This window comes from Micromonospora sp. NPDC048894, from assembly GCF_040649765.1.
GTDB lineage: Bacteria > Actinomycetota > Actinomycetes > Mycobacteriales > Micromonosporaceae > Micromonospora > Micromonospora antibiotica.
Map to the genome: position 1 here is coordinate 239,637 of NZ_JBEZFY010000006.1, position 22,079 is coordinate 261,715.

At 73.4% G+C, this 22,079-nt stretch carries 17 protein-coding genes; 8 read left to right on the plus strand and 9 right to left on the minus strand.

All coding sequences use genetic code 11. The features are described 5' to 3' along the window. Positions 1–113 precede the first annotated feature (113 nt). The 7 genes from AB0C22_RS15650 (at position 114) to AB0C22_RS15680 (ending at position 7,135) form a co-directional block, all read left to right on the plus strand. A complete protein-coding gene (locus AB0C22_RS15650) occupies positions 114–1,193 on the plus strand; it encodes a cellulose binding domain-containing protein (RefSeq protein ID WP_357535517.1) in 1,080 nt (359 codons plus the stop codon). 123 nt (positions 1,194–1,316) lie between these two features. Further along, complete coding sequence (locus AB0C22_RS15655) at positions 1,317–2,507, plus strand: helix-turn-helix domain-containing protein (RefSeq protein ID WP_208568955.1); 1,191 nt, start codon at positions 1,317–1,319, stop codon at positions 2,505–2,507. Between the two features lie 133 nt (positions 2,508–2,640). Further along, positions 2,641–3,810, plus strand: coding sequence for an acyltransferase domain-containing protein (locus AB0C22_RS15660; RefSeq protein WP_219464128.1), 1,170 nt, complete (start codon positions 2,641–2,643; stop codon positions 3,808–3,810). Next, entirely contained in the window at positions 3,807–4,751 is a 945-nt protein-coding gene (locus AB0C22_RS15665) for a beta-ketoacyl-ACP synthase III (protein WP_208568922.1), read from the plus strand. Before AB0C22_RS15660 ends, AB0C22_RS15665 begins: the two co-directional genes overlap by 4 nt. A 76-nt stretch (positions 4,752–4,827) precedes the next feature. After that, entirely contained in the window at positions 4,828–5,067 is a 240-nt protein-coding gene (locus AB0C22_RS15670; protein ID WP_067313076.1) for an acyl carrier protein, read from the plus strand. Between the two features lies 1 nt (position 5,068). Further along, positions 5,069–6,295 carry a beta-ketoacyl-ACP synthase II gene (gene fabF, locus AB0C22_RS15675; RefSeq protein WP_208568921.1) on the plus strand — a complete coding sequence of 409 codons (1,227 nt, stop codon included), beginning with the start codon at positions 5,069–5,071 and terminating at the stop codon, positions 6,293–6,295. A 213-nt stretch (positions 6,296–6,508) separates the two neighbouring features. Further along, positions 6,509–7,135, plus strand: a complete 627-nt coding sequence (locus AB0C22_RS15680; RefSeq protein ID WP_219464129.1) for a lipoprotein — start codon at positions 6,509–6,511, stop codon at positions 7,133–7,135. A gap of 89 nt (positions 7,136–7,224) precedes the next feature. Here AB0C22_RS15680 and AB0C22_RS15685 read toward each other — a convergent pair whose 3' ends face one another. The 8 genes from AB0C22_RS15685 to AB0C22_RS15720 all read right to left on the minus strand — a co-directional run bounded on the left by AB0C22_RS15685 (position 7,225) and on the right by AB0C22_RS15720 (position 17,002). Next, a complete protein-coding gene (locus AB0C22_RS15685; RefSeq protein WP_357535757.1) occupies positions 7,225–8,139 on the minus strand; it encodes an ROK family protein in 915 nt (304 codons plus the stop codon). Positions 8,140–8,242: 103 nt separating this feature from the next. Beyond that, a complete protein-coding gene (locus tag AB0C22_RS15690; protein ID WP_357535520.1) occupies positions 8,243–9,694 on the minus strand; it encodes a lyase family protein in 1,452 nt (483 codons plus the stop codon). Positions 9,695–9,703: 9 nt separating this feature from the next. Next, positions 9,704–10,714, minus strand: a complete 1,011-nt coding sequence (locus tag AB0C22_RS15695) for an amidohydrolase family protein (protein ID WP_208568918.1) — start codon at positions 10,712–10,714, stop codon at positions 9,704–9,706. Next, the gene (locus AB0C22_RS15700; protein WP_357535522.1) at positions 10,711–11,685 is read right to left on the minus strand and encodes a creatininase family protein; all 975 of its coding nucleotides are present in this window, start codon (positions 11,683–11,685) and stop codon (positions 10,711–10,713) included. The genes AB0C22_RS15695 and AB0C22_RS15700 overlap by 4 nt, the downstream gene beginning before the upstream one ends. Then, positions 11,682–13,463 carry an iron ABC transporter permease gene (locus tag AB0C22_RS15705; protein WP_357535524.1) on the minus strand — a complete coding sequence of 594 codons (1,782 nt, stop codon included), beginning with the start codon at positions 13,461–13,463 and terminating at the stop codon, positions 11,682–11,684. Before AB0C22_RS15705 ends, AB0C22_RS15700 begins: the two co-directional genes overlap by 4 nt. Before the next feature lie 55 nt (positions 13,464–13,518). After that, positions 13,519–14,592 carry an ABC transporter ATP-binding protein gene (locus AB0C22_RS15710; RefSeq protein WP_219464132.1) on the minus strand — a complete coding sequence of 358 codons (1,074 nt, stop codon included), beginning with the start codon at positions 14,590–14,592 and terminating at the stop codon, positions 13,519–13,521. A 160-nt stretch (positions 14,593–14,752) separates the two neighbouring features. After that, positions 14,753–15,796, minus strand: a complete 1,044-nt coding sequence (locus AB0C22_RS15715) for an extracellular solute-binding protein (protein ID WP_219464133.1) — start codon at positions 15,794–15,796, stop codon at positions 14,753–14,755. 42 nt (positions 15,797–15,838) lie between these two features. Beyond that, positions 15,839–17,002: an ROK family protein gene (locus AB0C22_RS15720; protein ID WP_219464134.1), complete on the minus strand. Its 1,164-nt coding sequence runs from the start codon at positions 17,000–17,002 to the stop codon at positions 15,839–15,841. Positions 17,003–17,416: 414 nt separating this feature from the next. Between AB0C22_RS15720 and AB0C22_RS15725 the strand changes: the two genes are divergently transcribed. After that, positions 17,417–20,110: a sugar-binding protein gene (locus tag AB0C22_RS15725; protein WP_357535527.1), complete on the plus strand. Its 2,694-nt coding sequence runs from the start codon at positions 17,417–17,419 to the stop codon at positions 20,108–20,110. 169 nt (positions 20,111–20,279) lie between these two features. Here AB0C22_RS15725 and AB0C22_RS15730 read toward each other — a convergent pair whose 3' ends face one another. Next, positions 20,280–22,010, minus strand: coding sequence for a glycoside hydrolase family 3 N-terminal domain-containing protein (locus AB0C22_RS15730; RefSeq protein WP_357535759.1), 1,731 nt, complete (start codon positions 22,008–22,010; stop codon positions 20,280–20,282). Positions 22,011–22,079 lie beyond the last annotated feature (69 nt).

Below are 22,079 nucleotides of genomic sequence, written 5' to 3' on the forward strand. Positions count from 1 at the left end.
CTATTGACTGCTCTCCCGGGCGGTCATATGGTGCGTTACCAGGGGCTTGCCGGCCAGCACCTGCCGTCCGACGCCGCGCCCGGCCGGAGATCAGCCGGATCGGAGGAATGGCCATGATCGCTTCCAGGCGGTCCGTCCTGACGGCGGGCGGCATCCTCGCCGCCACCACCGTCGCCGCCCTCGGTATGACCACGATCGCCCGTGGCACGCCCGCCACCGCCACCCCGGCCGGCGGGTGCACCGCCACGGTCCGGGTCGACTCCCGCTGGGGCAGCGGCGAGAGTGGCGGCCAGATCGTCACCTTCACCGTCGCGAACACCTCGTCGACGACCGCCAACCGGTGGACGGTCACCTGGCCGCTCGCCGACGGCCAGCGGATCGTGTCGTCCTGGAACACCTCGATCGCCGCGACGGGCGGCACCGCGACCGCGACCAACGCTCCGTACAACGGGGTGCTGCCGTCGGGCGCGTCGACCACCTTCGGTGTCCAGCTCGCCGGCCCCACCACCGCACCCACGCCGAGCTGCACCAACGACGCCGTCCCGCCGACCACCACCAGCCCGCCGACCGGGGCCGACGTCACCGTCCGCGAGGTCGACAACCAGCGCACCGTCACCCTGTACGTCGGGCAGACGCTGGGCGTGACCCTGGCGGCCGACTACCTGCCGGTCACCACCACCGGCAGCGCGCTGACCCCCGTGTCGACCAGCGGCGGCTTCCCGACCGGGCAGCCCCTCGTGGCGACGTTGCGGGCCGTGACCCCGGGCACCGCCGAGTTGACCACCCGTACCGACCACGCCTGCCAGCACGCCACCCCGCCGTGCACCCTGCCGAGCGTGCTGTGGCGGGTGCAGGTCGCGGTCATCGAGCTGCCGCCGACCGACGCCGGGCGGACCGTCGTCGTCTCCGCGCCCGACAACCAGCGTGACCTCACGCTGCGCGTCGGTGACACGCTCGTGGTGAGCCTGGCCAGCAACTACCTGCCCCCGACGCTCTCCCCCGCCGGGGTCGTCGTGCCCGCCGAGGTGACCGGCGGCTACCCGAGCGGCCAGCCGCTCATCGCCCGCTACGTGGCGACCGCCCCCGGCCGGGTCGACGTCTCCACCATCACCGACAACCTCTGCCGGCACCAGCCGACCCCCTGCCCGTCCCCCCAGGTGCGCTGGGTGGTGCACCTGACCGTCACCAGCTGAACTCGGCACCGCCGACCTGCACCCCGACCCGCCGGTGGCCCGCCCCCGGCGGGTCGCCCCGGAGCCGGCGTCGAGTCCCTGCTCAGGGCATGTCACGCTGGAGCGGTGAGCGAGCCGGACGGGATGGAACTGACGGCCACCCTGCGCCGGATCGAACGGGCGGCGGGGGCGCTGGCCACGGCCAGCGTGGCCCGGATGGACGAGAGTCTGCCCTGGTTCCGTGAGCTGCCGGCCGAGCAGCGCTCCTGGGTGATGCTGGTGGCGCAGGCCGGGGCCCGGTCCCTGGTCGAGTGGCTGGGTTCCGGCGGTGGCACCACCGACAGCACCCAGGAGGTGTCCGACGAGGTCTTCGCCACCGCGCCGCTGGCCCTGGCCCGGTCGATCAGCCTCCAGCAGACGGTCGCGCTGATCAAGGTGACCATCGACGTGGTCGAGGAGCAGGTGTCGCACCTGGCCGCGCCCGGCGAGGAGCAGCAGCTACGCGAGGCGGTGCTGCGGTTCTCCCGGGAGATCGCCTTCGCCGCCGCCCGGGTGTACGCCCGCGCCGCCGAGTCCCGGGGCTCCTGGGACGCCCGGTTGCAGGCGCTGCTGGTCGACGCCCTGCTGCGCGGGGACTCCCCCGACGTGCTGGCCAGCCGGGCCGCCGCACTGGGCTGGGCGGACGCCCCACCGGTGGCGGTGGCCGTCGGGCGGTCCCCCGGCGGGGAGGTGTCCGCCGTGCTGCACACCGTCTACCGGTACGCCCGCCGGATCGGGGTGGAGGTGATCGGCGGTGTGCACGGCGACCGGCTGGTGATCGTGCTCGGTGGCGCGGCCGACCCGATGGCCGCCACCGAGAAGCTGCTCCCCGGGTTCGGTGACGGGCCGGTGGTGGTCGGTCCCGCCGTACCCAGTCTGGACGAGGCGACGGACTCGGCACGGGCCGCGTTGGCCGGCTACCGGGCGGCGCCGGCCTGGCCGACCGCGCCCCGGCCGGTGCCGGCGGCGGACCTGCTGCCCGAACGGGCCCTCGCCGGTGACGCCGAGGCCCGCCGCCGGCTGCGCCACGACGTGTACGCCGCCCTGGTGCGTGCCGGCGGCGAACTGCTGGAGACGTTGGACGCCTTCTTCGCCGCCGGTGGGACGCTGGAGAGCGCGGCCCGTGCCCTGTTCGTCCACCCCAACACCGTGCGTTACCGACTGCGTCGGATCGCCGAGGTGACCGGATTCTCGCCCCTGACCCCCCGGGACGCGTTCGCCCTCCAGGTCGCGCTGACGGTGGGCCGGCTGGATCCGATCGCGCCGGCCGGGATACCCGGACCGAGCCAGAAATGACCCCGGGTAGCCTGAGCAGCACCGCTGAACGACGATCACCACCGATGTTTGTAGGAAACCTCCAAGACTTCTAGTGCGGTTTGGTGTCAGCCCGCACAGCGCTTACCCGGGGGTATCGGGAAGAGTCATAGACGTGCTCGCCGTCCTCTCTCCCGGCCAGGGTTCCCAGAAGCCCGGCTTCCTGACGCCCTGGCTCGCCCTGCGTGGCGTCGAGTCACGGCTGCGTTGGTGGTCGGTGCCGGCCGGGGTCGACCTGGTCCGGCTCGGCACCGAGGCGGACGCCGACGAGATCCGCGACACCGCCCGCACCCAGCCGCTGCTGGTGGCCTCGGCCCTGCTGGCCGCCGAGCAGCTGCCGCTGCACGACGTGGACCTGGTCGCCGGGCACAGCGTCGGCGAGCTGGCCGCCGCCGCACTGGCCGGGGTGTTCTCCGCCGAGACGGCGATCACCCTCGCCGGGGTGCGCGGCCGGGAGATGGCCGCCGCCTGTTCCCTGGAATCGACCGGGATGGCCGCCGTCCTCGGCGGCGACCCCGACGAGGTGCTCGCCGCCCTGGCCACCCACGGGCTGCACCCGGCCAACCGCAACGGCGGTGGCCAGGTGGTGGCCGCCGGCACGCTCGACGCCCTGGACAAGCTCGCCGCCGAGCCCCCCGCGAAGGCCCGGATCATCCGGCTCCAGGTCGCCGGGGCGTTCCACACCCCCTACATGGCCCCCGCCGAGCAGGCGCTGGCCGTCGTCGCCGCCGGGATCACGCCGTCGGCCCCGGTCCGGATCCTGCTCTCCGACCTCGACGGCACTGCCGTCCCGCACGGCCGGGAACTGGTCCACCGGCTGGTCCGGCAGGTCACCGCGCCGGTGCGCTGGGACCTGTGCATGCGGACGCTGGCCGACCTGGGGGTCACCGGCGTGCTCGAACTCCCCCCGGCCGGCACCCTCGCCGGGCTGGTCAAGCGGGAGCTCAAGGCCACCGGCGCACCGGAGATCGTCACCCTGAACACCCCCGCCGACCTGCCCGCCGCCCGGGACCTGATCGCCCGGCACAGCGGTCCGCCCGGTCGCCGGCCGACGTCGCGCTCCCGGGTCGTCGTCGCCCCCGCCGTGGGCACCTTCGCCCCGGTGGAGGGTCTCACCGAGGGCGCCGAACTGAGCACCGGCCAGGTGCTCGGGCAGATCACCACCCGGCAGGGGCCGGTCGAGGTGACCGCCCACGACAGCGGCCCGCTCACCGAGTGGCTCGCCCACCAGGACGACCCGGTCGCGCCGGGCCGCCCCATCGCCCGCATCGGAGGCCAGGCATGAGCGGCAGTCGGATCGTCGCCCTCGGGCACTACCAGCCTTCCCGGGTGGTGACCAACAACGACATCGCCCAGTTCGTCGACACCAACGACGAGTGGATCCGGGACCGGGTCGGCATCGCCAGCCGGCGCATCGCCGACGGCGAGACGGTGGCCGACATGGCCACCGCCGCCGCCGACAAGGCGCTTGCCAACTCGGGTCTCACCGCCGCCGACATCGACCTGGTGGTCGTCGCCACCTGCACCTCGATCGACCGCAGCCCCAACGTGGCCTGCCGGGTCGCCGCCAAGCTGGGCATCACCGCCCCGGGCGCGTTCGACCTCAACACCGCCTGCTCCGGCTTCGCCTACGCGTTGGGCACCGTCGACCACGCCATCCGGGCCGGCGCGTCGCGCAACGCGCTGGTCATCGGCGCGGAGAAGCTCTCCGACTTCACCGACTGGACGGACCGCTCCACCTGCATCATCTTCGCCGACGGCGCGGGTGCCGCGGTGGTCACCGCCACCACCGGCGACGAGCCGGCCGGGATCGGCCCGGTGGTGTGGGGCTCCGCACCGGACAAGAGCGACGCGGTACGCATCGAGGGCTGGCGGCCGTACATCGCGCAGGAGGGGCAGTCGGTGTTCCGCTGGGCCACCACCGCGCTGGCCCCGCTGGCCCTGCAGGCGTGCGAGAAGGCCGGCGTCGACCCGTCCGAGCTGGCCGCGTTCGTGCCGCACCAGGCCAACTCGCGGATCATCGACGGCATCGCCAAGCGGCTGAACATCCCGCAGGCGATCATCGCCAAGGACATCGTCGAGTCCGGCAACACCTCGGCGGCGAGCGTGCCGCTGGCCCTGTCCAAGCTGGTCGAGCGCCGGGAGGTGCCCTCGGGCGCACCGGTGCTGCTGTTCGGCTTCGGCGGCGGTCTGACCTACGCCGGTCAGGTCGTCCGCTGCCCCTGAAGACCCGCCGTGGTCGGCGACCGCGGCGCACCGCCATCCGGCGGAGAACAAACCCCGATGAGAGGAACCCACCGCAATGACCCGTGACGAGATCACCTCCGGCCTCGCCGAGATCCTCGAAGAGGTTGCCGGGGTGAACCCGGACGACGTGGCCGAGGGGAAGTCCTTCACCGACGACCTCGACGTCGACTCGCTGTCGATGGTGGAGGTCGTGGTCGCCGCCGAGGAGAAGTTCGGCGTCAAGATCCCGGACAACGAGGTGCAGAACCTGAAGACCGTCGGGGACGCCGTCAGCTTCATCGAGGCGCAGTCCTGAGATGAGTCGCATCGACGTCGTCGTCACCGGGCTCGGCGCGACCACCCCGCTGGGCGGGGACGTCGCGTCGACCTGGGACGCCATGCTCGCCGGCCGCTCCGGGGTGGGTCCGCTCACCCAGGAGTGGGCCGGCCAGCTCCCGGTCCGGATCGCCGCCCAACTCGCGGTGGAACCGACCGAGGTGCTGGACCGGGTCAAGCTGCGCCGGTTGGACCGCTCCGAGGCGATCGCGCTCATCGCGGCGCAGCAGGCCTGGGCGGACTCCGGGCTCGCCGACTCCGGGCTCGACCCGGAGCGGTTGGGGGCCAGCGTCGGCTCGGGCATCGGGGGCGCCCTGACCCTGCTCGCGCAGGACGACATCCTGGAGGCGTCCGGCCCGCGCCGGGTCTCCCCGCACACCATCCCGATGCTGATGCCCAACGGTCCCGCCGCCTGGGTGGGGTTGGAGCTGGGCGCGCAGGCCGGGGTGCACTCGGTGGCGAGCGCCTGCGCGACCGGCGCGGAGGCGATCGCACTCGGCCTGGACATGATCAGGTCCGGTCGGGCCGACGTGGTGGTGGCCGGCGGCACCGAGGCGGTCATCCACCCACTGCCGATCGCCGGGTTCAGCTCCATGCGGGCCATGTCGACCCGTAACGACGAGCCGGAGCAGGCCTCCCGGCCGTGGGACAAGAGCCGCGACGGCTTCGTCCTCGGCGAGGGCGCCGGCATCCTGGTGTTGGAGCGCGCCGACCACGCCGCCGCCCGGGGCGCGCACGTCTACGCCCGGCTCGCCGGTGCGGGCATCACCTCCGACGGGTACGACATCGTCCAGCCGCACCCCGAGGGGGCCGGCGCGATCCGGGCCATCGCCAAGGCGATCGCCGACGCGGACGTGGCCAAGGCCGACATCGTGCACGTCAACGCGCACGCCACCTCGACGCCGGTGGGCGACCTGGCCGAGATCAAGGCGCTGCACCGGGCGCTCGGTGACCATCCGGTGCTGACCGCCACCAAGTCGATGACCGGGCACCTGCTCGGCGCGGCCGGCGCGTTGGAGTCGATCGCCACCATCCTGACCATCCGCGACGGCGTCATCCCGCCGACGATCAACCTGGACGACCCGGACGACGGCCTCGACATGGACGTCGCCGCGAACAAGGTCCGCCACCTGGACGTGCCGGCGGCGCTGAACAACTCGTTCGGCTTCGGCGGCCACAACGTCGCCCTGGTCTTCACCCGCCCCTGACGGCAGCAGCAGTCCGACGGCCCGGCCCCCTCGGGGTGCCGGGCCGTCGGCGTCCAGCGTGGTCGGACGGCGAGCGGTGGGGCGGATCTGCGGCAACCGCACAGTGATCATGGGCTTGGTCGCCGCAAACGGTCAGCAGGGCCAGCCATCCGTCGGCTAGCATCCGTCGGCCACCGCAACCGACGGCGGCAACTCCAACGGGGAAACGGGACGATGATCCGACGTACGACCGCACTTGCCGCGCTCACCCTCACCCTCACCGCCGGCTGCGCCGGTGACACCACGGAGCGGGCGACGACGCCCGCGCCGTCGACCAGCCCGACCGCCTCGCCGGTCGCCGCCGGTCCACCGTGGTACGACGACGTCGCCCCGGCCGCCGCCGCCACCACGGTCGGCCCGAAAGGCAGCGCCTGCACGCTGTCGATGACCTTCTCGGTGCCGGCGAAGTGGAAGGTCAAGGCGGTGAAGGGCGGGGCCGATCTCAAGCTCGGCCCGGCCGTGCCGCTGTGCGAGATCGACGCGAAGCCGGCCGGGAACATCGGTTTCCTGCGGGTCTGGCAGATCACCGGGGCCGCACCGCTGAACCCGCAGGTCACCGTGGACAAGTACCTCGCCGCGTTCAACAGCCCGAAGGAGCAGCAGTACCGGCGGACCAAGGCCGGCCCGCTGGACGCCTTCGAGGCCACCTGGACCGAGGACGGCGAACCCAACCGGGCGATCCTGGTGTCCACCCTGTACGGCACGCTGATGATCACCCTCGACGGCCTGGACACCGAGGAGTTCGAGGAGATGCTGCCGGCGTACCAGCTGGCGAAGTCGAGCGCCGACCTGCCGAAGTGACCGCGCCGTGCGTCCGGCCCGCCCGAGGGTGGGCCGGACGCACGGGCCGACCGGTCCGCCCCCTCGCGGCCGGACGCACAGGTGGCCGGTCAGCGGGGTGCCGGCACCGCCTCCCGGGCCAGGGTGACCGCGCCGAGCAGCGCCGCGTCGTCGGCGAACCGGGACAGCACCACGTCGGGGCGGTTCGGGAGCACCTCGGCCAGCCGGTCGACGAGCAGCCCCCGGATCAGCGCGCTGCCGGCCACCCCGCCGACCAGCACCACCCGCTGTGGATCGAGCAGCAGGCAGCAGGTGACCAGGTGCCGGGCCAGCTCGTCGACCCGGGCGGTGAGCGCGTCACGGGCCACGCCGGGCACTTCGGCGGCGGCGGCCAGCCCGGCCGCGTGCCCGGCCACCCCCAGCTCGTCGGCCAACCGGTCCAGCGCCCGGCCGGAGAAGTCCAGCTCCAGCATGGTGCCCGGCCAGGGGCCGCCGGCCACCGCGTACCCGATCTCGCCGGCCGCCCCCCGATGCCCGGCGAGGACCCGGCCGCCGACGGTGACCGCCGCCGCCACGCCGGTGCCGATCCCCACCACCAGCCCGGGGTCGGCGTCACGCAGCGCGCCGAGGCGCAGCTCGGCCAGGGCGGCGGCGTTCAGGTCGTTGTCCACCGCCACCCGGGCCACCCCGAGGGCGGCGGACACCGCGTCGGCCAGTCGCAACCGCTCCCAACCGGGCACGTTCGGGGCCAGGTCGATGCCGTCGGGGCGGACCACCCCCGGTGAGGCCACCCCGGCCGCCACCAGCGGCCCGCCGACCTCGGCGACCAGCGTGGCCGCCAACTCCAGCGCCCGGTCCAACGCCTGCGGGGCACCCCGCTCGGCGTGGGTGGCGATCCGCCGGTGGGCCAGCAGCCGACCGGTGCCGTCGGCCACCCCGACGGCCATCTTGGTGCCGCCGAAGTCGATGCCGAGCAGCCGCTCGTCGGTGCGGGTGCCGGCGGCGGCCCGGCCGGCCAGTCGCATGCTCACCTGGTCCACCGCCCGGTCACCACCGTCGACCGCGGTCGCGCCGGTGCCCCGCCGGACAGCCGGGCCGGACCGGAGCCGGATCGTCGGATCGACGCGCTCACCGGCCGGCCACCTCGGCGGCGACCGTGTCCAGCGCCTCGTCGGCGCGGGCCAGCCGGTCCCGGGTCGCGGCGAGCCGGTCGGCGACGGCGTCGAACGCGACCCGCAGGGTGCCGACCTGGGCGCGGACGGCGGCGGCACCCGGCCCGTCCACCTGCACCCGGTCCAGCACCAGGTCGGGCTGGACGGCGGCGGCGATCAGGTCGGCGACGGCGTCGTCGGTCAGCCCGGCGGTCAGCCCGGCGGCGGCGGCCCGGACCCCCTCGGCGGTCCAGGTGTCCGGCGCACCGGCCCGGACCAGCCGGCCGACGACCGAGTGGGCGGCCCGGAACGGCACCCCGTGCCGGGTCAACGCGTCGGCCGCCGCGGTGGTGGTGGCCCCGGACGCGACGATCTCCTCCCGGGTCGGCGGGTACAGCGGCTCCAGTTCGGCGAGGAAGCCGCCGACCAGGGCGAAGAACCGGTCCGCCCGGTCGTTGCTGTCCCAGAGCCGGACCTGCACGTCGGTGGTGGCGTTGTTGGAGTCCTCCCACCAGGCCGCCCCGACGTTGTTGAGCACCGACGCGGCGTCGGCGGCGCTCGCGCCGGCCATCGACACCAGGTGCTCCAGCACCACCGGGTTGCGTTTCTGCGGCATGATGCTGCTGCCCTGGGTGAAGTCGCCGGGGGTGGCCACCCACTGCCAGGTCAGCCAATCCATCAGGGTACGGGCCAGCCGGGCGCCGGTGGCCAGGGCCTGGGCGTTGAGGGTGCCCACCCGCACCAGGTGGTCGGCCCCGGCGACCGCCTCGTAGGAGTTGGTCACCAGCCCGTCGAAGCCGAGCAGCTCGGCCACCCGGGCCGGGGCGATGTCCAGGTCGGTGCCGGCGAACGCGCAGGACCCCAGCGGCGAGACGTTGAGCTGGTCGATCACGTCGGCGTACGCGGTGGCCTCACCGGCCAGCGCCTCGGCGTAACCGGCCAGCGCGTGCCCGATGGTGGTGGGCTGGGCGGGCCGGCGGTGGGTGTAACCGGTGATCACCACGTCGGCGTACCGGTCGGCGACCTCCAGGGCGGTCCGGCCGGTGGCCAGCACCCGGTCCAGCACGTCGAGGAGCTGGCCGCGCAGCAGCATCCGGAACACCCCGGCGTCGAGGTCGTTGCGGCTGCGGGCCATCTGCACGTCCAGTTCGGACGCCGGCACGCCGCACGCCTGCGCGAGCGTGGACTCCAGCAGGTAGTAGGTGTCCTCGAAGCTGCCGTCGAACGCCGGGGCCGGACTGTCGTCGGCGCGCAGCGTGGCCAGCCCGCGCAACAGTCGGGCGCCCCGCTCGGCCGGGACGAGGCCCTGCTCGGTCAGCATCACCACGTGCGCCTGGCTGGCGCGCACCATCGCCGGGTAGAGGCGCCCGACGTGGTGGTCGTAGGTCGGGGCCAGGTGGTGCCGCTGGTAGGTGGTCAGCTCGCTCATGGCGGTTCCTTACTTCCTTCCGGGCCGGGACGCGGCACGGGGGCCGGCTCCCGGGTTCTCGGCTGGTCGGTCGGTCAGGCCCAGCAGCCGTTCGGCGTTACCGGCGAAGATCGTCCGGAGGTGGTCGTCGGGCATCCCCAGCTCGCGGCAGACCCGCAACTGGTCGTCGAGGTAGCGGGTGACGTAGCCGCGCGGGAACCACGACGAGTCGCTGCCGTACACGATGCGCTGCGGGCCGATCGTCTCGTAGCAGCGGCGGAACAGGTCCTCCAACGTCAGCTTGTACGGCATCCAGCGCACCCACTGGTTGGAGCCGGACGTGTCGACGTGGATGTTGGGGCAGCCCCAGGCGGCGAAGAGCAGATCCTGCACGTGCTGGACGCCGAAGTGCGGCACCACCACGTTCAGCTCGGGGAAGCGGCGGGCCATCCGGGCCAGCTCGTCGGGGCCGCCGTACCGGCCGAAGGAGAGGCCACCGGCGCTGCCGTAGTGGCCGATGTGGATCAGCACCGGCACCCCGAGGCGCTGGGCGGTGGACCACAGCGGGTCCAGGTCGGCGTGGTCCAGCGGGCCGCGTAGCAGCGGGGCGAACAGCTTCAGCCCGCGCAGCCCCCGTTCGGTCACCGCGCGTTCCAGCTCGGCGGCGGCCCCCGGCGAGTACGGGTCGTGGTGGGCGAAGCCGAGCAGCAGGTCCGGGTGCCGGTCGACCACGTCGGCGACGGTGTCGTTGCCGCCGCCGGTGACGAAGACCGCCCGCCGTACCCCGACCGCACGCAGCTCGTCGGCCCACCGGTCGGCCTCGTCCTGCCAGCGTGGGGCGGGCGGCTCGGGGTCGGGGAAGCTCCACGCCTGCCGCCACGCCTTCGCGTACGGGGCGGAGCCGGCGGCCCGGACGGCCCGCTCGTGTTCCCCGCCGGGGTGCATCCCGGCGGCGTCCTCGCAGGCGTGGATCGTCTCGTCGGTGCCGATGCGGAAGTGCAGGTGGAAGTCGACGATGTCGAGTCCCCGGTCCACGCTCACCGCTCTCCCCCGGTCACCGTCGTAGGGTCACCGGCCGCCGGGGCCGGCCCGGCCGTCGGTGCCGGGCCGTCGGCCGCCGCGTCGGGTAGCGGGTCGGCGGTGGGTGGGGCGGGCGGTGGGGCGGCCACCCAGGCGGCGACGATCTCCCGCAGCCGCGCGCCGGCCGTGGCGCGGACCTGCCGGCCGGCCGCCTCGGAGGCCAGCGAGATGTGCCCGGACCAGCCCTGCCACGGGTCGGGACGGGACTCGACCAGCACGTAGGGATGGCCGACCGGCAGCTTCGGCTTCGGCGGCAGGTCGGTCACGGCGTCGAGGCGGACCGCGCCGGGATCGAACCCGAGCACCCCGGAGGTCTCGTACGCGCCGCCGTGCCCCCGGGCGGTCAGCGGCCCGTACAGCTCGGTGGTCTCCGCCGGGGTGACCAGTTGGAACCAGTTGACCAGCAGCAGGCTGGCGGTTCGCCGGCCGGAGACCCATTCCATCGCGGCCCGCACGGTGGACATGTTGGCGTCGTGGCCGTTGACGATCAGCAGCCGGGGGAAACCGGCGGCGACGATCCCCTCGATCACGTCGGCGAGGTAGCCGACGGCGATCTCCGGCCGGATCGACACCGTGCCCGGCCAGGGCCGGGTCTGCCCAGGGCAGGCCGCATAGGGCACCGCCGGGAAGAGCACCCCGCGCGGCCCGGGGGAGCCGGTGGTCGTATCCCCCGAGGAGCTGGCGGCCGACGCGGACCCGGCGGCCGACGCGACAGCGCCACCGGCCCCGGCGGCCGGGCTGGACGTGCCGCCGGCTTCGGCGGCGAAGCCTTCGGCGAGGATCAGGTCGGTGCCGAGCGGCAGGTGCGGGCCGTGCCACTCGACGGCGCCGACGGGCAGCACCGCGTAGTCGGCCGCCGCCGCGACGGCGGCCAGCTCGCCGCCGGGAATCCGGGTGGCGGGCAGCAGCCCGCCACCGGTCGGCCAGGTCACGCCGTCCACTTCGCCGCCTCCCGGGTGGCCCGGCCGCCGTTCTGCAGGCGGCCGGAGAACACCATCACCAAGAAGATCAACACCACCTGGAGCATGCCGTACGCGGCGGCGGTGCCGACCTCGAACGAGTACATCCGGTTGTTGATCTCGACCGAGATGGGTGCCGTCTCCGAGGTGTAGATCAGCACCGAGGCGACGAACTCGCCCACCCCGTTGACGAAGGCGAGCAGCGCGCCGGCCAGCACACCGGGCAGCATCAGCCGCAGGGTGACCGTGCCGAACGCCCGCCACCAGGGGGCGCCGAGGTTGCGGGCCGCCTCCTCCAACGACGGGTCGATCTGCGCCAGCGTCGCCGAACTCGACCGGAACACCAACGGCAGGAACCGCACGAAGTACGCCAACGGCATGATCCAGAAGGTGCCGATCAGCACCTGACCGAAGCTGAACGCGTTACCCGTGCTGAACGCGGAGATCAGGTTGATCGCCACCACCGTGCCGGGCAGCGCCCAGGCCAGCATGACCGCCACGTCGAGCAGCCCCCGGCCCCGGAAGTCGAGCCGGCGCACCGCGTACGCGATCAGCACGCCGACCAGCACGCAGCCGACCGTGGCGAGCACGCTCATCCGCAACGAGTTGAGGATCGGCCGGTACGCCCCCGGGTCGGAGAAGATCGTGACGAAGTTCTGCATCGTGTACTCCGACGGGATCACCTCCGTGGTCCACGAGCCGTCCCGGGAGAAGGCGACCAGGGCGATCGTCGCCACCGGGGCGAGCAGCACCATGGTCGCCAGCACCGAGGCGACCAGGGCCAGCCACTTGCCGAGCGGGTTGGTGATCTCCCGGCGGTGCGAGGCGACGCCCTTGGACTGGGAGCGGTAGCTGCGCCGCCCCTCGTACCAGCGCATCCCGAGCAGGAACAGCACCGAGGACACCGCCAGCACCGACGCGTAGGTCGAGGCCATCGGCAGGTCGCCGTTGGTGCGGTTGATGTAGATCTGCATGGTCATCGTGCGGTCCACGCCGAACAGCAACGGCGCGGTGTACGACGCCAGCGACGTCATGAAGACCAGTAGCGACGCGGAGACCAGCGCCGGGGTGAGCATCGGCAGCAGCACGGTGCGCCACACCCGGACCCGGCTCGCGCCCAGGTTGTAGGCCGCCTCCTCCACCGACGGGTCCATCCCGACCAGGGCGGCCGAGGCGGCGAGGTAGAAGAACGGGTACATGGTGAAGGTGTGCACCACCAGCACGCCGGCGATGCCGGTGAACGGCAGCACCGGGTTCTCCGTGCCGAGGAGCTGTTGCAGGCCGCGCGGCAGGATGCCGGTCTCGCTGTAGAGCAGCTGGAACGAGATCGCCCCGATCAGCGGCGGCAGCGCCGCCGGCACCAGGATGATCGCCTCGATCAGCCGCCGGCCGGGAAACGAGAAGCGCTTGAGCAGGAAGGCCATCGCCACCCCGACGATCCCGCAGAGCAGCACGCTGGCCGCCGAGATCATCAGCGAGGTGAGCAGCGCCGACCGGGCCACCCCGGAGCCGGTGACGAACTCCGTGTAGTTGGCCACCCCCTCCACCCCGACACTCTCGGCGAAGGTGGCGAACATCGGCTGCACCACGTAGCCGAAGAGGATCAGCGCCAGCGGGAAGACCAGCAGGTACGGAAACCAGGGCGAGTTGGCGTTGAGGCCGCGCCGGGGCCGGTCGGCACGCGGCGGGGCGGGGTCCTTGGTGACCGGCGGCACGGTGGCCGGACTCGGCGTGGCGGGAATGGTACTCACGGCGTCACCTCAGTTCGCGACTGCGGGGCTCGCAAAACCGGCTCACTCCTCGCGCTCACGGGCGCACCACCCACATGCGCTGGCGGTTCAGCCGCAGGCCGACCTGGTCGCCGACGGCGATGCCGGCCGGGACGTCGATCGCGGCGACCTGGACCGGCTCGCCGGCCACCTCGACCACGAGGTTGGTGGCCATGCCGGTGAACTCCACCTCGGTCACCCGGCCGGTGAGCGCGCCGGCCTCGGTGGCCGAGGTGAGCCCGAGGTGCTCGGGGCGTACCGAGACCAGGGCGGTGTCCCCGGCGCGCAGGCCGTGGTCGGCGGGGGCGGTGACGGCGGTCTCGCTGCCGTCGGGCAGGCCCACGGTGACCGTCTCGGCGGTGGCGGTGACCACCGGCAGGTCGAGCACGTTGCTGCGGCCGATGAACCGGGCCACGAAGGCGGTCGCCGGCCGGTGGTAGATCTCCTGCGGGGCGCCGATCTGCCGGACCCGGCCGGATTCCATGACGGCGATCCGGTCGGACATCGCCATCGCCTCGGCCTGGTCGTGGGTGACGTAGATGGCGGTGGTGCCGGCCTCCTGCTGGATCCGGCGGATCTCGACCCGGGTCTCCTCGCGCAGCTTGGCGTCGAGGTTGGACAGCGGCTCGTCGAGCAGCAGGGTACGCGGCCGGATGACCAGCGCGCGGGCCAGCGCCACCCGCTGCTGCTGGCCACCGGAGAGCTGGTCGATCCGGCGGTCGCCGTAGCCGGCGAGGTGGACCTGGCCGAGGGCCTCCTCGATCCGCCGGGCGGACTCGGCCCGCCCCACCTTGCGGATCTTCAGCCCGTACGCGACGTTCTGCGCGACGGACATGTGCGGGAAGAGGGCGTAGTTCTGGAACACCATGCCGGTGTCGCGCTTGTTCGGCGGCCGGTGGGTGACGTCCTCCGTGCCGAACCGGATCCGCCCCGAGGTGGGGAAGTAGAACCCGGCCACCATCCGCAGGGTGGTGGTCTTGCCGCAGCCGCTCGGCCCGAGCAGGGTGAAGAACTCCCCGGCGGCGATGCTGATGTCGACGTCGTCGACGGCAGCGGTGTCGCCGGCACGCGCGAAGCGCTTGCTCACCGACTCCAGCGTGACATCGATCATGATGTCCTCTCCTTCATGCGGTACCGGACCTGGCCGGGCGGGGTGGCGGGACCGGGCCCGTGGGCACGGGGAAACGGATGACGGTTGCGAAGACGGGCCGCCCGGGTGGGCGGCGCGACGGGCGGTGCCGGGGGCGGGACGGCCCCCGGCACCCGTACGGTCAGCCCTTGTTCTTGATCTGGCTGTTCCAGTGGTTGATCCACTCGGTCTCGTTCTTGCCGATGATGTCCCAGTTGACGTCGAGCGGCTTGAGGTTGAGCTGGGCCAGCCACTCCGGCTGCTGGGCGATCTCCACGGCCGGGATCTGGTAGTAGTCCTTGGCCAGGTCGGCGCGGAGCGTGTCGTCGAAGAGGAACTCGATGAACTTCTGCGCGCCGGCGCTGTTGCCGCCCTTGACCGCGGCGAGCCCGTCGACCAGCACCGGGGCGCCGGAGGCCGGCATCACGTAGCCGAACGGCATGTTGGACTGGTTGGCCTGGAGCAGGATGTCCTGCAGGTTCCAGGCGCTCAGCGTGCCCTGCTGGCGGGAGAGCTTGAGGTAGAGGTCGGCCGGGTTGGCCGCGTACGAGCCGGTGTTGGCGTCGAGCTTCTTGAGCCAGTCGTAGCCGGGCTGCGGGTTGCTGCCGTCCGGCGACTGCCGCATGATCATCGCGGCGTAGATCGACCGCATGGTGCCCGAGGCGGCCACGTCCCGGATGACGATCTTGTCTTTCCACTCCGGCTTCAGCAGGTCGTCCCAGTCCTTCGGGGCCTGCTCCGGGGTGAGCGCCTTGTTGTTGTACATGATGACCTCGGGCAGCAGGATCTCACCGAACCAGCGACCCTCGGCGTCCTTGTACTTCGCGTCCATCTTGCCGGCGAACGCGGGCTGCCAGGCGGTGAGCAGGTCCTCACCGGCACCGGCGGACAGCCCCTGCTGGGTGCCGCCCCACCAGACGTCGGCCTGCGGGTTGGCCTTCTCGGCCCGGACCCGCTCCAGGATCTCCTGGGCGCCCAGGTTGAGGATCTCCACCTTCCCCTTGTACTCGGGGTACTTGGCGGTGAACTTGTCCACCACGAAGGTGGAGACCTTCTTGTCGCGGGCGGTGTAGATCGTCAGCTTCTCCGTCTCACCCGCAGCGGTGTCGTCCGAGCCGCCGCCGCAGGCGGTGCCGGCGGCGAGGACGGTGGCGAGCGCTCCGGCGAGCAGAAGTCGACGTCTCATGGGATACCTCCGAGGGGTTGGGGAGAAGTGAGGCGGGGCAGGTCAGGGGGCCGGCAACAGGGTGGGCAACCCGGCTGCGGCGGCGGAGAGGGCGTAGCTGACCGCGCCGTGCAGCACGGCCCGGTCGCCGAGCACGGCCCGGCGCACCTCGGTGGTGCTGGGTGCGGCGGCGGTGACCAGGTCCTGGAGCCGGCCGACGGCGGCGTCGTCGAGGTCGGCGGCGGCACCGCTGAGCAGCACCCGCCCCGGGTCGATGACGCAGACGCAGGAGACGATCAGCCGGGACCAGGCGTGCAGCAGTTCGTCGAGGTAGCCGGCGGCGCGCGGATCGGTGACGGCCAGGGCGACCAGCGCGCGTACCGGCGAGTCGGGGCGGCGGCCCGGGGCCAGTGCGACGACCCGTTCGGCGATCGCGTTCTCCGACCAGCGGGCCTCGAACGGGCCGATCCCGTCGTGTCCCCGGCCGGCCGGGTCCAGCGGCAGGAAACCGACCTCGCCGGCCGCGCCCCGGGCCCCCCGCCGGACCTGGCCGTCGAGCACCAGGCCCGCGCCGATGCCGTCGGCGACGTGCAGCAGCAGCAGGTCGGCGACGTCGGTGCCGGCCCCGGCGGCGTGTTCGCCGGCCGCCATCAGGTTGACGTCGTTGTCCACCACCACCGGCACGCCCAGCGTTCGCTGGACCGACTCCCCTATCGGTCGGCCCTCGATCAGGCCGACCGAGGGGGCGAGTCGGACCGCGCCGCCGGAGATGACGCCGGGCGCGGCGATGGCCACCCCGCGCAGCGCCGGCAGGCCGTCCCCGGCCAGCTCGGGCACCGAGCGGCAGATGGTGTCGACGATGTCGCCGGTCAGCCGGATCGCGCGGTGGGCGACGACCGCGCCGTCGCTGTCGGCGATCTCGCAGCTGATCCGGGACGGTTCCAGCGAGACGGCGGCGACCAGCTCGGCGCGCGGGTTGAACTCCAGCATCGCCCGGGGGCGGCCGGCCCGGGAGGTGCCCGGCCCGCGTTCGATCAGGTAGCCCTCGGCGATCAGGTCACGCACGAGCGGGGTGAGCGTCGCGGGGCTCAGGCCGGTCAGCTCGGTCAGCTCGGCCCGGGAGAGCAGCCGGACCTGGCGGGCGGTGGAGATCACGGAAAGCCGCTTGATCTCCTTCGACCGCTCCCGGCTCACCGGGCTCGTTGGTGGCGTCACCACGTCTGTCACACTTCCTTCCTACGGCGAACGAATTAAAGAGTCAAGTAACAAGTCCGTCTCGACCAGCGCGCAGACAGCACCGGAGCAGCGACGACATCCGCGCCGGGGCCGACGCCCGGGACGGGCCGGCCGTGGCGGAATATCACCGGACATCCCGGACAGGGCGTACTTTATTTCTTCTGCAAAGAAAGAAATACCTTCCAGAACATTGACGTGCCGCCACGCTGGTCCCTAGCGTCACCGGGCGAAGGCCTTCCAGTGTGTACGGAACCCGTACCGCTGCCGTACCCGGTGCACCGCGTCCAACGACGCCCACCGTTCCCGTTCCCGCCGCCTCACCGTCCACCGACGACCGCTCGTCGGACGCCCCGCGTCCGACGAGGACCGTCGCTGCCCGGACATCGTGGTTCCGGAAGGATCTGCATGCGCATCAAGGGTTTCCTGCTACCCACCGCACTCGCCCTGGCCGTGGCCGGGGCGCCCGCCACCGCCGTCGCCGCCCCGGCCGACGTCCGCCCCGCCAAGGCCGTCGACCTCGACGTGCTCTTCGTCAGCGCCCACCCCGACGACGAGGCCGGCAGCCTCGCCACCCTCGGCCAGTGGAAGGAGAAGTACGGCGCCAAGGCCGGCGTCGTCACCATCACCCGCGGTGAGGGCGGCGGTAACGCCGTCGGCCTGGAAGAGGGGCCACCGCTGGGCATCATCCGTGAACGCGAGGAGCGCACCGCGATCGGCAAGGCCGGCGTGGAGAACCTCTACAACCTCGACCGGGTCGACTTCTGGTACACCGCGTCCGCCCCGCTGTCCGAGCAGATCTGGGGCCACGACGACACCCTGGGTCAGATCGTCCGGGTCATCCGGACCACCCGGCCCGAGATCATCATGACGATGAACCCGTCGCCGACCCCGGGCAACCACGGCAACCACCAGCAGGCCGCCCGGTTCGCCGCCGAGGCGTTCGCCGCCGCCGCCGACCCGAACGCCTTCCCCGAGCAGCTCAGCGCCGAGGGCCTCACCCCGTTCCGGGCCGCGAAGTTCCTGCGCAGCGGCGGCACCGGCAGCTCCGCCGCCGGGCCGCAGTGCGCGACCAGCTTCACCCCCACCGTCCCCACCGACCAGGTCTTCGGCGTCTGGGAGGGCACCGCGAGCGCCAGCGGGAAGACCTGGGCCGAGATCGAGGTCGACGCCCGCCGGGAGTACGTCACCCAGGGCTGGGCCGGCACCGCCGCCGCCCCCACCGACCCGACCAAGATCCGGTGTGACTTTTACACCCTGATCGACAGCCGCGTCCCGTACGACCCGGCGGACACCTCCCCGGAGGCGATCCTGCGCGGCTCGGTGCTGCCGCCGGTGACCGGTGGCCTGCCCAAGGGCACCGAGCTGTACCTCACCACCGACCGGTTCGACCTGGCCCCCGGCGCGACCGTCGAGGTCACCGCGCACCTGCGCGCCCCGCACAACCGTGCCCTGGTCAAGCCCCGGATCGACCTGCGGCTGCCGGCCGGCTGGAAGGTCAAGGGCTCCGGCGTGCTCAACAGTGACGTGCCGTCGGGCAAGGAGCGGACCCGGAAGTTCACCGTCACCGTTGCGGCCGACGCCGCCACCTTCCAGCAGCAGCTCATCGGGGCCACCCTGACCACCCGTCAGGGTGCCGGGCGCACCGACCGGGCCGTCCGGGTGGTCGCCGACGTCCGGGGCACCCTGGAGCCGCTGCCCGAGGTGGGCACGTTCCGCACCTGGGCCGGTGAGGGCGGATACCCGCAGCTGGACACCCTGATCAAGCCGGTGCTCACCATCGGCTCCGGTCAGCAGCGCACGGTCCGTATCGACCTGCGCAACCACGGCCGGGTCAGCCGCAGCGGCACCGTCACCCTCGGCCTGCCGGCCGGCTTCACCGCCGACGCGGCCACCAAGAGCTACCCCGCGCTGGCCCCCGGCGCGACCGGGGCGGTCACCTTCACCGTCACCAACACCGACGCCACCCTGCCGACCGCCAACGAGGGCGGCACGGACGGCGACTACGGCATCACCATCACCACCACCAGCGCCGCCGGCAGCACCGTGGAGACCGGCGCACTGGAGATCGTCCCGACCACCGAGGTCCCGGCCGCCGGGGCCGGCACCGTCGACGGGGTCGCCTCGCCCGGCGAGTACCCCGGCCCGGAGCTGGACTTCTCCCGCATCTGGGAGGGGCAGGCCACGACCCCGCAGGACGCCTCGGCGACCGGCCGGATCGCCTGGACCGCCGACGGGCTGAAGGTGATCGTCCAGGTCACCGACGACGTGCTGGGCAAGAAGGTCGTCCCGCAGGACTGCAAGCGGCAGCGCCGCACCGACAGTGTGGAGATCATCGTCGACCCGAAGGGGAACTCGACGGACACCTCCACCGTGTTCAAGGCCGGCATCTTCCCGATCACCGACGATCCGGCCAACGGCGACCCGCCGTGCTGGCAGCGCGACGCCGACAACCGGCAGGGCCCGGGGGCGACCACCGCACCCGGGATGACCGTGGTCAGCAAGGTCAGCTCCCCGTACACCGGGTACACCATCGAGACGATGATCCCGTTCGCGGTGCTGCCGGACGCCGTGGACCCGGCCCGGATGGGCTTCAACGTGCTGGTCTACGACTCGGACACCCAGGACCTCAGCTCGCAGTCCCGGCTGGGCTGGTCCACCTTCACCGGCGTCCGGGCCGACCCGTACCGCTACGGTCTGACCACCCTGCCCGGCTACCAGCCGGCGGCCCGGCAGCCCAGCACGCCGGTGTTCCCGGACACCTCGGCGCGCAGCGTGCACAGCCCGCAGACCATCGCCCAGTCGGCCGTGGACGGGGTCGCCCCGGCCGCCGTGCCGAGGCTGAAGAACTCGGCGCTGCGGCTGACCTCGGCCCACCGGGTCACCGACGGCGTGCAGGTCACCCTGCGTGCCGACCGGGCCGGAACCGCCTACCTGTACGCCTGGGACGGCGACACGGCCCAGGGCGAGCACACGGTACGGCTGGCCGCCGGTGACCGGGTCACCGTGACGGTCCCGACCAGCGGGGGCACCCCGACGTCGCTGCTGGCCGCCTTCGAGTCCGGTGGCGCGGCAGTGGCCCAGCAGGTCCCGCTGAACTGATCCACCACCGCACCGGCCGTGGCCGGTCGTCGACCTCCGTCGGCGACCGGCCACGTCGGCGTCGGACGCCGCGCGGCCCAGCTCCCTCGGGGGCGGGCCGGGCACCCGGACCGCCCACCCCTCGCCAGAGCGGACAGCGGGGGCAAGCAGACAGCGGGCGCAGTCGGGGTCAGCCGGTGCAGGTGGTGGTGGGCAGCCCGGTCAGCGGCACCGGGGAACGCCCGGTCGGCTTCGCCTTGCCGGCCAGCACCCCGGCGAGCGCGGTCATCGAGGCCCGGCTGGACGAATAGGTCGCCAGCAGCGTCGGCGAGGCCGCCTTCTCCAGCACGTACGGGGTGTCCATCGCCACGGTGACCGCCGCGTCGGCGGCGAGATCCTTCGGGCCGTCGCCGTAGCCGACCAGGTGCACCCGCGTGCCGCCCTTGGGCACCACCCGCACGCCCGCATCGGTCAACGCCTCGGTGAGCGCCGCCCGGGTCTTGTCCCGCCCGTCGGAGGTGGTGACGGTGACCGGGCCGGACACCGCCACGCCGCACTTCCCGCGTAGCTGGGTGACCGCCGCGGCGGCCAACGCGGTGGCGGCGGCCCGGTGCGGGGCGCTGTCGAGCGTGGACATCGCCGGCGTCGGTCGGTCGGCCAGCCGGAACTTCATGGTCAACACCCGGGTGACCGCCGCCACCAGCCGGTCCCGGGGCAGCGTGCCGTCGCGCAGCGCGGCCAGCAGCCCGTCGTACGCCTGGCCGACGTTCGGGGTCATCAGGATCAGGTCGTTGCCGGCGAGCAGGGCCTTCACCGCCGCCTCGCCCGGCGGGTAGCGCTTCGCCGGCGGCATGTTCATCCCGTCGGTGATCACCACGCCCTGGAAACCCAGCTCGCCGCGCAGCACGTCGGTGAGCAGCTTGCGGGAGAAGGTGGCCGGGGTGCCCGGGTCCACGGCGGTGACGTCGAGGTGCGCCGACATCACCGCCATCGCCCCGGCGTCGATGCCGGCCCGGAACGGCGGGAAGGCGGTGGCGTCCAACTCGGCCCGGGGCTGCGCCACCACCGGGACCTCCTGGTGCGAGTCGGCGGCGCTGAGCCCGTGCCCGGGGAAGTGCTTGACGCTGGCCGCCACCCCGGCGCTCTGCAACCCCTGGACCGCGCCCGCGACCTGCCCGGCGGCCCGCTTCGGGTCGGCGCCGAAGGACCGCGAGCCGATCACCGTGCTGCGGGTGGCCAGGACGTCGGCGACCGGGGCGAAGTCCAGGTTCACCCCCATCGCGGCCAGTTCGGTGCCGGCGGCCTTCCAGGCGGCCTCGGTCCGGGCCGGATCGTCGGCCGCCCCGGCGGCGAGCGCGCTGGGCAGCGTGGTCACCCCGTCGGTGATCCGGGTGACCACCCCGTACTCCTGGTCGGTGCCGACCAGGAACGGGGCCGGGCCGGCGGCCAGCTTCCCGGCGGCCTGGCGCAGCCCGGCGGTCAGCTTCTTCACCTGGGCCGGGTTGTCGACGTTGGTGGTGGACTGGTTGCCGGAGGTGGGATCGTCGGCGCTGAACCCGACCAGGATCAGCCCGCCGAGCCGGTACTTCGCGATCATCTCGGCCGGGGTGTCGACCCCGGCGAGGGCCTGGTTGCCGGTGGCCGATCCGGGCGTCACCGTCGTCGCCGAACTGCCGTACGCGTAGGGCATCAGCACCTGGCCGACCAGGTCCTCGTCGGCGAGCGTGCCGGCCAGCGCGGCGGCCCGACCGGCCGGGTCGTCGGCGGTGGGTGCCGCGACGGTCGGGCTGGCTGTCGGGGCGGCCCCGGACAGGGCCGGCGCGGGAGCCTGCCCCTCCCCCGCGCATCCGGAGGCGAGCAGCGCGGTCAGGGCGGCGACAGCGACGCCGGCACGTCGCGAGGAGTTCGGCACCCGGCCCATCCAACCCGCGCCGGAGATCAGCGGCAACCCGACCAGGTCAGGCGATGGGTGGAGGATGCCTGTCCCCGA